General features: G+C 60.8%; 13 protein-coding genes and 1 tRNA gene. 8 read left to right on the top strand and 6 right to left on the bottom strand.

The window, feature by feature from the left end; genetic code table 11:
• Positions 1–38: 38 nt before the first annotated feature.
• The 6 genes from VGB22_03300 to VGB22_03275 form a co-directional block, all read right to left on the bottom strand.
• Entirely contained in the window at positions 39–1,793 is a 1,755-nt protein-coding gene (locus tag VGB22_03300; protein HEX9750305.1) for a DUF2207 domain-containing protein, read from the bottom strand.
• Between the two features lie 17 nt (positions 1,794–1,810).
• On the bottom strand, positions 1,811–2,380 hold the full coding sequence (locus VGB22_03295; protein HEX9750304.1) for a LemA family protein: 570 nt from the start codon (positions 2,378–2,380) through the stop codon (positions 1,811–1,813).
• A 116-nt stretch (positions 2,381–2,496) separates the two neighbouring features.
• A complete protein-coding gene (locus VGB22_03290; GenBank protein HEX9750303.1) occupies positions 2,497–3,210 on the bottom strand; it encodes a haloacid dehalogenase type II in 714 nt (237 codons plus the stop codon).
• A gap of 12 nt (positions 3,211–3,222) precedes the next feature.
• Complete coding sequence (gene ahcY / locus VGB22_03285; GenBank protein HEX9750302.1) at positions 3,223–4,476, bottom strand: adenosylhomocysteinase; 1,254 nt, start codon at positions 4,474–4,476, stop codon at positions 3,223–3,225.
• 15 nt (positions 4,477–4,491) lie between these two features.
• Positions 4,492–5,646, bottom strand: a complete 1,155-nt coding sequence (gene metK / locus VGB22_03280) for a methionine adenosyltransferase (protein HEX9750301.1) — start codon at positions 5,644–5,646, stop codon at positions 4,492–4,494.
• A gap of 38 nt (positions 5,647–5,684) precedes the next feature.
• Positions 5,685–6,674, bottom strand: a complete 990-nt coding sequence (locus VGB22_03275) for a sugar phosphate nucleotidyltransferase (protein HEX9750300.1) — start codon at positions 6,672–6,674, stop codon at positions 5,685–5,687.
• 270 nt (positions 6,675–6,944) lie between these two features.
• On the opposite strand from VGB22_03275, the gene VGB22_03270 reads away from it, so the two are divergent.
• From VGB22_03270 to VGB22_03235, 8 genes are all read left to right on the top strand, one after another.
• Complete coding sequence (locus tag VGB22_03270) at positions 6,945–8,000, top strand: ATP-dependent 6-phosphofructokinase (GenBank protein HEX9750299.1); 1,056 nt, start codon at positions 6,945–6,947, stop codon at positions 7,998–8,000.
• Between the two features lie 28 nt (positions 8,001–8,028).
• Positions 8,029–8,781: a hypothetical protein gene (locus VGB22_03265; GenBank protein ID HEX9750298.1), complete on the top strand. Its 753-nt coding sequence runs from the start codon at positions 8,029–8,031 to the stop codon at positions 8,779–8,781.
• Positions 8,782–8,800: 19 nt separating this feature from the next.
• Complete coding sequence (locus VGB22_03260) at positions 8,801–9,514, top strand: hypothetical protein (GenBank protein HEX9750297.1); 714 nt, start codon at positions 8,801–8,803, stop codon at positions 9,512–9,514.
• Positions 9,515–9,534: 20 nt separating this feature from the next.
• The gene (gap, locus tag VGB22_03255) at positions 9,535–10,530 is read left to right on the top strand and encodes a type I glyceraldehyde-3-phosphate dehydrogenase (GenBank protein ID HEX9750296.1); all 996 of its coding nucleotides are present in this window, start codon (positions 9,535–9,537) and stop codon (positions 10,528–10,530) included.
• A 63-nt stretch (positions 10,531–10,593) separates the two neighbouring features.
• Positions 10,594–11,805: a phosphoglycerate kinase gene (locus VGB22_03250; protein HEX9750295.1), complete on the top strand. Its 1,212-nt coding sequence runs from the start codon at positions 10,594–10,596 to the stop codon at positions 11,803–11,805.
• 3 nt (positions 11,806–11,808) lie between these two features.
• Positions 11,809–12,570 carry a triose-phosphate isomerase gene (gene tpiA / locus VGB22_03245; protein HEX9750294.1) on the top strand — a complete coding sequence of 254 codons (762 nt, stop codon included), beginning with the start codon at positions 11,809–11,811 and terminating at the stop codon, positions 12,568–12,570.
• A gap of 41 nt (positions 12,571–12,611) precedes the next feature.
• Entirely contained in the window at positions 12,612–13,124 is a 513-nt protein-coding gene (gene secG, locus VGB22_03240) for a preprotein translocase subunit SecG (protein ID HEX9750293.1), read from the top strand.
• A 28-nt stretch (positions 13,125–13,152) separates the two neighbouring features.
• Positions 13,153–13,235 (top strand) — tRNA-Leu (locus VGB22_03235).
• Positions 13,236–13,281 lie beyond the last annotated feature (46 nt).

Here is a 13,281-nt window from a genome sequence, read left to right as displayed (position 1 = left end):
AGGCTCGGCGGAAGCCTCGCCCTCCCAAAGGCAAAATCTCAAAACCCTCCGCCGCCGCCGCCGCCTCCGCCACCTCCGGAGAAACCGCCGCCGCCGCTGAAGCCCGAGCCGCCGCGGCCACGCGGGGCCGATGACATGACGCTTCCGGCGCGGTCGCACATGCGACCGAGATTGGCGGTCAGCAGCGCGGGATGGAAGGCGAAGCGGCCTGCGCCGGGGGTCCAGGTGCCCTGATACCACTTGGGCGGCTGCGTGTAGACATCGCCGAAAGCATCGGTCCATTTGTTTTCGACACCGAGCGCGACGGCATACGGCAGGTAGCGTTCGAACAGATCGGGCGTGCGGCCCATGCGTTCGAGACGGTCCTTCTCGACGCGTTCCAGGAACTCCTGAAAGCCCATGATCTTTTCCAGCGCGCGCGTGCCGCGGATGGTCCGTGCGGGCATGAACCAGCCGAATCCGGCGATGATCAGTCCGGTCAGGATTCCCGCCGCCATCGCCGCCGCCGGGGCGACACCCAGACTGTGCTCCAGCGCGACTCCCCCGAACGCCAGGATGAAACCGGTGACACCGGCGGTACCCAGCCACTTGGTGCGCACACGATCGGGACGGCCGGTGTAGTAGCCGCGTCGCATCAGCCCGCCGAAGACGCGCTCTTTGATTTCGGGAATGTTGCGGTAGAACTCGTTCTTGAGCTCGAAGAGATCGACACCGTCGCGTCCGCCCTGCGAAAATAGTGCGGTCATCAGCGACCACTCGTGTCCTTCGAGCTTGACCCACTCGTCGGTTTTCTTCTCTCCCATGCGAAACTTGTAACTGTCGTCGGAGACCAGCCCCAGCAGCTTCGATTCTTTGGTCTCGCCGATCACGATGTAACCCTTGACCGCCAGGTCGATGAGCGTCGCAGTGATGTCGCGCATGTCGGGGGAATTGTCGATGAGCGTGCCGACTTCGGCGACTGTGAGACCGTCGGGGGGCTCGTATTGGGTCGTGATCGGCAACAGCGAAGGGTCGCGTCCGCGCACCGACCAGACCCAGTACATGAAAGGGAAAACCAAAAGTTGGATGAACAGGGGCCAATTCGCGGCCAAAAGGTCTTGAGTCTTGTCGAGGATCGTCGGTTCGCTCACCAAGCCCTTGTCCCAGCCGACGACGGCGGTCAGCCCTTCGCGGAACGACAAGCTCTTTGTCGTTGCCATCTGCACCGAGTATCCGGAGACGTCGACTGCGGCATCCGATGCGCGCGAGCCATACGCGCCGGTGTAAGCGAGCGCCTTCAGGCCGGTCACGCCGAGCGGCAGGGTGATTTTTGCCGAAGCACCCAGAATCGGCACATCCCACTCGTCGCCGGTGATGTTCCAGTACAACTCGTCGTGATCGTCGAAGAACTGCAGGGCGTTGCGGGCGATATAGCTGAGCTTGACCGTGCGTGTCGCGTCGCGCGCGCCCGGCACCCAGATTTTGATCTTCAGGTAGTGCCCGTCGCGCTCGGTTTCGATGCGCAAATCGTCGCCGTCGGCGTCCTGCGCCTGGATGTCATAGAGCTTCAGCGAATAATTGAATCCCTGCGGCGTGCGGTAGACGACCGGGATGGTGCGGTAGATGCCGTTGTAGGAGCCCTCGAATCGCGGCCGCAGCGTCTCGGTGACCAGAATCTGGCCGCTTTCGCTGATGCGGATGTCGGAATGAAACGACTCGATGACCAGCGACCGCGCCGGCGCAGCAGTCGGCACTGCCAGCAATAACACGATCGCTGTCAGCAACACAGACCGCGACGAACCCACGATGCGCATTCCCCCCCGTTTCGCGGTCAGGCCGCGCCGACACCGAAGTCGACCTTGGGCACCGTGCGTTCGGCCTCGGCTCCCAGTTCGAAGAATTCGCGCTCGGTAAAACCGAACTGGCGCGCGACGAGATTCGACGGGAACTGCTGGATACGCGTGTTGAGGTCGCGCACGACTGCGTTGTAGTAACGGCGCGCGCTCTGAATGTAATCTTCCAGTTCGTTGAGTGACTTCTGCAGTTGCTGGAAGTTTTCGGTCGCGCGCAGTTCGGGGTACGCCTCCGCAACGGCAAACAGAGACTTCAGCGCGCTGGTCAGCATTCCCTCGGCCTGGGCCTTTTCGGCGGGACCCTGGGCCGCCATCGCCCGTGTGCGCGCGGCAGTGACATCCTCGAACGTCTTACGCTCGTGCGTGGCATACCCCTTGACGGTCTCGACAAGGTTGGGAATCAGTTCGTAGCGGCGCTTGAGCTGGACGTCGATGTCCGACCAGGCGTTTTCCGACCCGACACGCAGCTTGACGAGACCATTGTAGATCGACACGACCCAGAGGATGAGCGCGACGATCAACCCGACGATAATCAACAGTCCCAGCATATTGCCAACCTTCCCCTGCCCGTTGGTACGGGGCGGATGTTCAATTCCATCGCGGCAATTGTCGTCTAAAGAGACGCTTTCGACAAGAAGAAGTTGCGTTCCGAATGCCTGGGTGACTACGCCGACAACAGCAGGTCGGCGGCAGATGCCATGTCTTCGACCGTGTAGTCCGGACGGACATTCTCCGGCGGGACCTGAACCGCGCTGCCTTGCGCTCCCGGCTTTTCTCGCTTCACCCAGCAGGTTGTCATTCCCAGCGCCTTGGCCGGAATGTGGTCGTGGAAAAGACTCTGCGCGACATGCAGAATCTCTGAGCGCGCGACCCCCAGCGTGCCGAGGACTTCGAACGCGCGCTCGAACATGCGGTGATCGGGCTTGTATGCGCCGACGTCCTCGGCCGTCACTACGGCGTCGAATGCCACCCCCAGCCGCGCCTGCGTTCGCTGGAAGGAGGCGCGGTCGACATTGGAGACAATGACCAACTTGAACCGTGATCGGAGACGTCGCAGCGCCTCGGTCGTGTCGGGAAAGGGCGGCCAGTCGCCAACCGACCGGGCGAATGCGTCCGCCGCCGAATCGTCTTGCGGGACACCGTGACGATCGGCGATCTGTCTGTGAACCGAACGGAGTACATTGGAATAGAGCGCGAAAGGAGTCGCCTGTTCACATTCGGGTTCGACCTGCGCAAACGTGTCGAGCAACTCCCTGTCGGTAACATCACGGCCCAAGCAGCGCACCCATGGCCGCAAGGCATTGAGAATACCCGTCTCCCAGTCGATCAGGGTGCCATAGCAGTCGAACATGAGCGCTTTGAAGCGGGAACAGTTCATGTCGGGTGAGGATTAAGTCCCCACGCGCCACTCGGAGAGATATTTGCGCTGCGCAGGAGTCAGCAGGTCGATCTTGACGCCCATCGACTTGAGTTTAAGGCGCGCGATGTCCTTGTCGATCCGTTTGGGAATGGAGAACACGCCCTGCGGCAGTTTGCGTCGATTCTTCACGATGTATTCGGCACCCAGGGCCTGGTTGGCGAAGGACATGTCCATCACCATCGCCGGGTGTCCTTCCGCGGCCGCGAGATTGATCAGCCGTCCCTCACCGAGCAGATGAATGCGCCGTCCGTCCTTCAGTTGATACTCGACAACCTCATGGCGGATGTGGCGTTTCTTCACCGAGAGCTTTTCCAGCGCCTCGATGTCGATCTCGACGTTGAAATGGCCGGAATTGGCGACCACGGCGCCGTCTTTCATCTTGACGAAATGCTCTTTGCGGATCACCGCGCAATTGCCGGTCAATGTCACAAAGACATCACCGACTTTGGCCGCCTGTGCCAATGGCATGACGCGGAGTCCGTCCATCACCGCTTCGAGCGCCTTGACCGGTTCCACCTCGCAGACGATGACCTCGGCGCCCATTCCGCGTGCCCGAGTGGTAACGCCGCGGCCACACCAGCCGTAACCGACGACGACGAAACGCGATCCCGCCATGAGATGATTGGTGGCGCGGATGATCCCGTCGATGGTCGACTGGCCGGTGCCATAGCGGTTGTCAAAGAAGTGCTTCGTCTCCGAATCGTTGACTGCCAGAACCGGGTATTTGAGGACCCCTTCATGTTCCATCGCGCGAAGGCGCACGACGCCGGTGGTCGTCTCCTCCAATCCGGCCCAGATGTCACCGGTGCCGTTCTTGCTGCGATGCAGCTCACTGACCAGGTCGGCGCCGTCGTCGATGGTCACATTGGGTTTGTTCGCGAGGACCGCGGCGATGTGCGCGTAATACCTCTTGTTGTCCTCACCGCGCACGGCAAAGACACCGATCCTGGTGTGTTTGACCAGCGACGCGGCGACATCGTCCTGCGTCGAAAGCGGATTGGAGCCACACAGACGCAGTTCCGCGCCCCCGGCCTTGAGGGTTTCCATCAGATTGGCGGTTTCGGTCGTCACGTGCAGGCAGCAGGCGACTTTGACGCCGCGCAACGGCTTCTCTCTGGCGAAGCGCTCGCGGATGAGGCGCAGCACCGGCATGTTCTTTTCGGCCCATTCGATGCGCAACCGGCCCGCATCCGCCAACGTGATGTCTTTGATATCGTGGTCCATTGTTCGTCCTCGCTCTTATGCGTCCTGGGCCAACACGTCCGCTTTGTCGGTGCGCTCCCAGGTGAATGTCTCTTCCGTGCGTCCGAAATGGCCGTAAGCAGCGGTCGGTCGATAGATCGGCCGTCGCAATTTCAGATGATCCATGATGGCGCGCGGTGTCAAGTCAAAATGTTTGCGGACCAGATCGGAGAGTCGCCTCCCCGGGTACTTTTCGGTGCCGTGACCATAGACCATAACCGACACCGGCTGCGCGATACCGATCGCGTATGCCAGTTGCACGGTGCAGTAGTCGGCCAAGCCGGCGGCGACGATGTTTTTGGCAATGTAGCGTGCCATGTACGAAGCCGAGCGGTCGACCTTGGTCGGGTCCTTGCCGGAGAATGCGCCGCCGCCGTGCGGGGCCATGCCCCCGTAGGTGTCGACGATGATCTTGCGGCCGGTCATACCGGTGTCCGATTGCGGGCCGCCGACGACAAACTTGCCGGTCGGATTAACGAAGTAGGTCGTCTTCTCATCGAGAAGGAAGGGGTCGATCACCGGTTTGATGATTGTCTCAATGATTTCGTTGCGCGCCCGATCGGTGATTTTCTGTCCCGTGGAATCGAGGATCGATTCGTTGTGTTGCGTGGAGACCACGACCGTATCGACGCGCGCCGGTTTGCTGTCGCGATACTCGACGGTGACCTGTGACTTGCCGTCGGGTCCCAGGTAGGGCAGCAACTTTTCCTTACGGGCGGTGGCCAATCGCCGAGTCAGATGATGCGCCAGCATGATCGGCAGCGGCATCAGTTCGGGGGTCTCGCGGCACGCATAACCGACCATGAGCCCCTGGTCGCCCGCGCCGCCGGTATCCACACCCTGGCTGATATCGGGCGACTGCGGGCCGATGGCATTGAGCACGGCGCAGCTTTTGTAATTGAAGCCGCCGTCGACATAGCCGACGCTGCGGACAACGTCTCGTGCCAGCTTGTGAACATCGATCGACGCGTTGGTGGTAATTTCCCCGCCGACGATCAACATTCCCACAGTCACGAACGTCTCGCAGGCGACGCGTCCATTGGGATCCTGACGCAGAACTTCATCAAGGACAGCATCCGAAATCTGGTCGCACACCTTGTCGGGATGTCCCTCGGTGACCGATTCCGATGTAAACACAAAGTCTTTGACCATGGACTCCTCAGTTTTTCTAACGCAGTCAAGAATGCCCGTTACGTGAGCGCGACTCCCGATTCTCCGCCGATGTTCAAGCGCTGCGCTCGGCCGTTGACGACCGCCCCGGCGCCGATGATCGACTCGCGCAATACCGATCGGAAGACTTGGGCATTCTCGTCGACGATCGAGTCTGCGATCACGCTGTCTGTGATCGTAGCTCCCCGCCCAATGGCGACATGCGGGCCGATCACGCAGCGCTCGATGACGGCCGTCGGCGCAATATAGCAGGGCGATACGACCACGGACCCGTTGATATCGTATCGCGTCGCCAGTTTGTCCAGCAGGTACCTGTTGGTCTGAAGCAGAGTCTCGAATTTGCCGCAATCAAACCAGCCGTCAACCGTTGCGGCGCGCAGACTACCGCCGCTCTCGATCAGGTATTGCAGGGCATCGGTCATTTGAATTTCGCCCGCGGTCGTCTCATTCTCGGCGACGACTCGGTCGAGGGCCGAACGCAAACGGGCCGTGTCGGCAATGGCATAGAGTCCAACGACGGCAAGGCGGGAGGGCGGGACAGTCGGCTTTTCGACGACGCGCTTGACTGATGTGCCATCGCTGTTGAGCTCAACCACGCCAAATCGTCGCGGATCATCGACTGCCTTGACACCGAGTACGTTCGCGCCGGATTTCAGAAATGCCGCCAGATCGACTTCAAGTATTGTATCTCCCAGAATCACGATGACCTGGTCGCGGTCGGGAATATCGGCCAACGCCAGGTGGATCGCATGGCCCAGCCCTCGTTGTTGCTGCTGCCAGACAAACCGAAATTCATAGTCAAAGTTTGTTCGGCAGTATTGTTCGACCTGGTCGCCCCTGAACCCAATCACCACACGCACAGCGCCGAGTTCGGGCAAATCAGCGAGACGATCGAGGATATGGCCCAGAATGGGCTGCCCCGCGACCGGCAGCAACGCCTTCGGCATCGCATGAGTGTGTGGCCGCAGCCGAGTGCCGACGCCTGCGGCGGGAATAATGACGCTGATCATGGTTAATCGTGTACCGTAATGCAGTCCGCCCGACGGGCTGCCTGCCCATCCATAGCGTGGGTCGAGCATATTACCGATTGCTGATCGACCAATAAAGGGGTTTTTGGCCGAAGGAACGGCTGTCGGCGGGAATGCCACGCGTATGCCTGCGGAGGCGGAACCGTAACGGCCCAAAGTCGTTGCAACGATGGGCCGACTTGACTTAGTCGAGGGATCGGCTATACTTCACAGCCCTGATGGACGGGCTTTAATCAACGGAGGGCGACGAAATTGGCTCATCACATCGGGATTCTGACCGGCGGGGGTGACTGCCCGGGACTCAATGCGGTCATCCGCGCGGTCGTGGTCAAGGCGATCAAGCACAACGGGTGGCGTGTGACCGGAATCCTCGAAGGATGGAAGGGTTTACTGCCGGAGGGTTCGACGCGACCGGTCAATCTCCCGGAGGTGTCCGGCATTATCGGCTTGGGCGGGACGATTCTCAAGACATCCCGCACGAATCCGACCAACGACGATCAACAGATGAATGCCGCCATGCAGCGGATCAAGAGTTTGGGACTGGATGCAATCGTCGCCATCGGCGGCGAGGATACCATGGGGGTCGCTTACAATTTCGCTGGACGGGGGATCAACCTGGTCGGCGTTCCCAAGACTATCGATAACGATCTGTTGGGCACCGACTATTGCTTTGGGTTTGATACGGCATTGAACACAGTTGTCGAGGCCATCGACCGTGTCCGCACTACCGGCGAGTCGCACAAACGCGTGATGGTCGTCGAAGTGATGGGACGACACTCCGGGTGGATTGCCCTGGAGGGCGGCATTGCCGGGGGCGCCGATATCATTCTGTTGCCGGAGGTCCCCTTTGACATGGACGACATCTGTTCGCTGTTGAAGAAGCGCCACGCCGGCGGCAAGGACTTCTCGATCGTCGTTGTCGCCGAAGGCGCGCAGATCACATCGAAGGAGCCGCGTGCCAACGAAGATGTCGTCACGCGGGATGAGGGCAAGGACGCGTTCGGACACGTCAAGTTGGGCGGAATCGGGCGGGCATTGGCACAGGAAATCGAAGAGCGGACCGGAATCGAGTCGCGCGAGGTGATGCTGGGCCATGTCCAGCGCGGCGGCTCGCCGACGGCCTTCGACCGGTACCTGTGCACGCGTTTCGGGCTTCACGCCGTTCGATTGATCGAAGAAGGACGATTCGGGTACATGGTCAGCTACCAGGGCAATCGAATTACCGAAGTCTCACTCGCCGAGGTCGCGAAAGGAACGAAGACGGTTCCACGCGAGCTCTTCGACGAAGCGGCGGTCTTCTTTGGTTGACATCTCCTCACTGACGCGACCAGCGCGCATGCGTCGATGGCAGTTTGTCCGTATGGGGCTGAGCGCGCTGGCCGTCTTGATGGCAATGGGTCCGACACAAGCCGGGGCGCAAGGTCAGCCGCGACGCGGAGACCGTTTCGGTTTGCGCGGCGGAATCTGGCCGCAGCCGAGCGTCGACGGCGTACTGGGACGAGGGCTGGATGTGCGCGTCGTCAGCGGAGAGCCCGGAGACCCATTCCGCGACACGCTGGAGGTCGAAGTTGATGCCGAGTTCTCCGAGCCCGCAGAGATTCGACCGTTCGTCGAGCTCTACGGGTACATGCATTTGGGCGGAATGTGGTGGGCGGAAGCGGCTCTCGGATGGGCGAATCGTCAGGATGTCCAGGTGTACGGCAAGACAGAGAGCGACACGCTCAGACCATTGTTGGGACAAGGACAGGTCGTATTCATTCCGATCTCCATCGGCGTACGAGCGGTGAAAGACATCGGCCCACGGCAAAAGCCCCACAATATCTACGCCCGAGCAGCCTTGTCCCTGATCTTCGCCAACGAATCAGTCAGCGAGGATATTCACCCTGATGTCTCGGGGTTTTATGGCCCGGGCTCTAAGGGAGCACCCGGAGCACTTCTTGCCGTCGGCGGCGAGTTTTACTTCAGGCCCAAATACGCCGTGACCGTCGATGCATCGGCACGGTACAGCAAGTTCAACTACGCCCAGGACGCCGAGGTCGATTTGAGTGCGGTCTGGGTTTCGGTCGGTCTGCTCTGGAACTCCCGATGACGGACACTGCCGGATGAGCATGCGAGCGGCCATAGGACTGTTGCTTGTTACGGCCGGCATCGTGCCGGGGATGCCCAGATTGTGCACGACGGCTGACGCTCAGCCCCTGCGACACCCTCCGGAGGCCGCGCACGCACCGCCGGAGCCCGGCCTATGGCACAAGAGCGCGGCGGGCGGCCAACTCGGGCCGTGGTTTGCCAATGAACTGGGCACCGATATCACGACGGGCAATGCCCGGTTGCGAGGCAACAAAACCGGCTTTCATCTGGAACTCTTCTATCTCCCCCATTTGTTCGGAGCGTTCAATCTCGATATCAACGCCGGGGCAATCAGCCGTGGCGAGTTTCAAATTACCGATCCGGAGACACAACTTTCCGACTTCGGCAACGCCACGCTCTACCCGCTTGGGCTGGGGATCGTCGCGACACCATTGGCATCGAAGAAGACACTACGAGTCCAGCCGACCCTGCGCGCCGGCGGATCCGGCCTGATCTTGACGGAGCGGCTTGAATTTACGCGCGTCAATGACTTCGTTGTCGGAGTGGACGCCTCGAAAACGCACTTCGAATTCGGTTACTACGCGGGCGGCGGAGTCGATATCGTGCTCGGGCCCAGCGTGATGCTGCTGGGCACGGTCAAATACCAGCACGCCCGGTTCGACAAGGACGTGCTGGGTGCGCGCGACTATTCCGGCGTACAGGTTCTCTTCGGCGCCGCCTATATCTACCGCTGATCGAGCATCGGAGGGTATTCATGAGCATCAGGGTCGGCATCAACGGGTTTGGACGGATCGGGCGACTGGTCTACCGGGCGGCAATATCACATCCGGGCATCGATGTCGTCGCGGTCAACGATATCACCGATGCACGGACGTTGGCACACCTGCTCAAGTATGACTCGGTCCACGGACGGCTTTCGGTCGACGTGCATGTTGAGAGCGATGGTATTGCCGTTGGAGACAAGCGATTCACTGTCACCGCCGAGCGTGACCCATCGAAATTGCCGTGGCGAGAAAAAAAGGTCGACGTCGTGGTCGAATCGACGGGGCTGTTCACTCAGCGGGAGAAAGCCGCCGCACACCTGACCGCCGGTGCCGCGAGCGTGCTGATTTCGGCTCCGTCCGGAGATGCCGATGGAACGTTTGTGATCGGTGTCAACGATCACACCTACAATCCCGCCAACCAGAAAGTCATCTCGATCGGATCGTGCACGACGAATTGCCTGGCGCCGATCGCCAAAGTGATCGACGACGAGTTTGGCATCGAGTCGGGGTTTATGACGACCGTGCACGCGTACACCAACGACCAGCAGATTCTCGATCTGCCGCACAAGGACCTGCGGCGCGCGCGCGCAGCAGCGATGTCGCTCATTCCGACGTCGACGGGCGCTGCGCGCGCCATTGGATTGGTGATTCCGCAACTGGTTGGCAAGATGGACGGTCTGGCCGTACGGGCACCGGTTCCCGATGGCTCGCTGGTCGATCTGACCTGCATTGTCGGCAAAAGTGCATCGAAGAATTCGGTCAACGCCGCCATGAAGAGGGCCGCAGACGGACCGATGAAGGGTATTCTCGCCTACTGCGAAGACCCGATTGTCTCGATTGATGTCGTCGGCGACCCGCACTCGTCCATCCTGGATGCGGCGGAGACTCGCGTGCAGGGAAACCTCGTCAAAGTGCTGTCGTGGTACGACAACGAGTGGGGATTCTCCAACCGCGTCGTCCAATTTCTGCCGCGCATGAAAAGTTGAGTCAGACTTTTCATCCGGTCAGTCTCACGGCGCGGATTGACGCGCCGAAGATCCGATTCGTTCATGCCCAAAAAGACGATTGCCGATCTGCCGTCTGTGAAGGGCCGTCGCGTTCTTGCGCGAGTGGATTTCAATGTCCCCATCGATGACGGGCGCGTCACCGATGATGCGCGAGTGCGCTCCGCGATTCCCACCATTCGCGCACTGAGCAAAGCGGGGGCGCACCTGGTTCTGATGTCACATCTCGGCCGTCCGAAAGGGAAACGCCTCGCGGAGATGTCTCTGTGGCCCGTCGCAGCCAAACTGGGAGAACTGCTCGGAACAAAGGTGTCATTCGCGCGGGATTGTGCAGGCGGTCAGGCCGAGCGTGCCGCCGCGTCCTTAAGCGACGGGGACATTCTCCTTCTGGAGAATCTGCGATTTCACCCTGAAGAGGAACAGAACGACGATGCTTTTTCGCGCGATTTGGCGCGTTTGGGTGACATATACGTCAACGATGCCTTCGGTGCGGCTCATCGCGCCCATGCATCGACGGTCGGAGTGACGCGCCATCTCAAACCGTGTGTCGCAGGGCTGCTGATGCAAAAGGAGCTGGAGTATCTGGGAGGTCTGCTGTCGAATCCTCGTCGGCCGTTTTACTCCGTCCTGGGCGGCGCCAAAGTATCCGGCAAACTCGAAGTCATCAGTCATCTGCTCGACAAGGCCGATGGACTACTGATCGGCGGCGGGATGGCGTTTACGTTCTTGAGGGCAGAAGGACACGAGGTCGGTCAGTCGCTGGTTGAATCGGACTTGATCGAACAGGCAGCCGGTATTCTGCGACGCGCTCGTGAGCTCGGATGCGATTTTCAATTGCCGGTGGACGGCATGGCCGGAGCCGACAGGGCTGGGACGCCGCCCATCACTACGGTGGATGTGCGCACTATACCGCGAGACCTCGCCTGTTTCGACATCGGTCCCAAAACCGCGAACCAGTTTGAAGCATCCATTGAGAAGCTCGGGAACGAACGTGGCACCGTTTTTTGGAACGGACCAATGGGGGTCTTCGAGACCGTCGCCTTTGCAACAGGGACGAAAGTCGTCGGCGAGGCCATCGCCCGAGCATCGCGCGCCGGGGCGACGACGGTTGTCGGCGGCGGTGACTCTGTTGCCGCGATTCATCAGCTTGGAATCGCCCCCACCTTTACGCATGTTTCCACCGGCGGCGGGGCCTCATTAGAGTTCATCGAGGGCAAGATCCTGCCCGGTGTGGCCGCACTGGATGATGCCGACTGACACATGACGCGCACCCCCCTCATTGCCGGCAATTGGAAGATGAATGGTGATATCCCGTGGACGCGGGAGCTGTGTTCGGCATTGGTGGCACGGTCAACAGACTGGCCGCACATAGACGTTGCCGTCTTTCCGCCATTCGTCTCACTGAGCGCTGCTGCCAAGGCGCTGAAGGGCAGTGCCATCCTGCTGGGCGGCCAGAATATGCACGAAGCCGATTCCGGGGCGTTTACCGGCGAGGTGTCGGCCCGCATGCTGTTGACCGCCGGGTGCCGGATGGTTATTTTGGGTCACTCCGAACGGCGCCAGCTCTTTGGGGAGACCGACGAAGGCATCAACCGCAAGACGCACAAGGCCCTGTCGGCGGGACTCAAACCGATCGTGTGCGTCGGCGAGCGATCGGCGGAGCGTGAGTCCGGACAAACGCACGAGGTGATTGAACGACAATTGGCAGAGAGTTTAGCCGATATGACACCACAGACACTGGAGAACGTAACGATCGCATACGAGCCGGTCTGGGCGATCGGTACCGGAAAAGTCGCAACGGTCCGGCAGGCCGCCGAGATACATGGCTTTATCCGCGGCTGGATCGGGCAGAAGCACTCGAAAGACTTGGCGTCCCGGGTACGCATACTCTACGGCGGCTCGGTGAAGCCGGACAATGCCGCCGGTCTGTTGTCCGATTCGGACATCGATGGCGCGTTGGTCGGCGGAGCATCGCTGGATGCCGATCAATTCAACGCCATCATACGTGCGGCGAAGCCGTAAGAGACAAGGTATTGGATCGATTGCTGATCTGAGGAGGTCGTGTGTATTCGTTAGTGATTGTCCTGTATCTGATCGTGTGCATTGCGATGGTCATCTCCATCCTGTTGCAGTCGTCGAAGGGAGACGGACTGGCAGGGGCATTCGGCGGATCGTCGATGACCGGCACGGTCTTCGGCGGACGCGGCGCAGCTACGTTCCTGTCAAAGGCGACTTCGATCCTGGGCGCCTCATTCATGGTGCTGGCAATCGCGCTGGCGTTTCTGCATCCGGCCACTGGGACGAGTTCGCAGGCGGGCTCCAGCGCCGTCGAGGAAGCCGTACAGAAGGGCGAAGTGCCCCTAGCGCCGCCGGTGCAGCAGGCGCAGCCGCCGGCCGGGCAGCAACCGGGCGCCGATGGACAACAGAATGTGCCGATCGAGCAGCTCTTCGAATCCGGAGAGCCGGCCGAGGGCCAGCCCGCTCAGACCGAGGGTCAGACCCCGCCCCCGCAGCCCGAAGAGCAACCAGCGCAGCAGCCCGAGCAGCAGTCCGGAGACGACGAGACGCAGCCGTAGTGAAACTGTGCATGCACCCGCAATGACTGCCGAAGTGGTGGAATTGGTAGACACGCCATCTTGAGGGGGTGGTGGGCTTCGCCTGTGCGGGTTCGAATCCCGCCTTCGGCATTGTATTCATTCAGGTCTGATCACCGCCTCTTTGCCGCCAGAACGA

The sequence above is a fragment of the Candidatus Zixiibacteriota bacterium genome (assembly GCA_036397555.1).
Classification (GTDB): domain Bacteria; phylum Zixibacteria; class MSB-5A5; order WJJR01; family WJJR01; genus DATKYL01.
The sequence above is the reverse complement of the archived record's forward strand: the minus strand, read 5'-3'. Positions and strand labels throughout refer to the sequence as shown.

Bases quoted from the DNA above. Each gene is read 5' to 3' on its own strand.
- VGB22_03300 (HEX9750305.1), bottom strand. From the start codon at position 1,793: ATGCGCATCGTGGGTTCGTCGCGGTCTGTGTTGCTGACAGCGATCGTG.
- VGB22_03295 (HEX9750304.1), bottom strand. From the start codon at position 2,380: ATGCTGGGACTGTTGATTATCGTCGGGTTGATCGTCGCGCTCATCCTC.
- VGB22_03290 (HEX9750303.1), bottom strand. From the start codon at position 3,210: ATGAACTGTTCCCGCTTCAAAGCGCTCATGTTCGACTGCTATGGCACC.
- ahcY (HEX9750302.1), bottom strand. From the start codon at position 4,476: ATGGACCACGATATCAAAGACATCACGTTGGCGGATGCGGGCCGGTTG.
- metK (HEX9750301.1), bottom strand. From the start codon at position 5,646: ATGGTCAAAGACTTTGTGTTTACATCGGAATCGGTCACCGAGGGACAT.
- VGB22_03275 (HEX9750300.1), bottom strand. From the start codon at position 6,674: ATGATCAGCGTCATTATTCCCGCCGCAGGCGTCGGCACTCGGCTGCGG.
- VGB22_03265 (HEX9750298.1), top strand. From the start codon at position 8,029: ATGCGTCGATGGCAGTTTGTCCGTATGGGGCTGAGCGCGCTGGCCGTC.
- VGB22_03260 (HEX9750297.1), top strand. From the start codon at position 8,801: ATGCGAGCGGCCATAGGACTGTTGCTTGTTACGGCCGGCATCGTGCCG.
- gap (HEX9750296.1), top strand. From the start codon at position 9,535: ATGAGCATCAGGGTCGGCATCAACGGGTTTGGACGGATCGGGCGACTG.
- VGB22_03250 (HEX9750295.1), top strand. From the start codon at position 10,594: ATGCCCAAAAAGACGATTGCCGATCTGCCGTCTGTGAAGGGCCGTCGC.
- tpiA (HEX9750294.1), top strand. From the start codon at position 11,809: ATGACGCGCACCCCCCTCATTGCCGGCAATTGGAAGATGAATGGTGAT.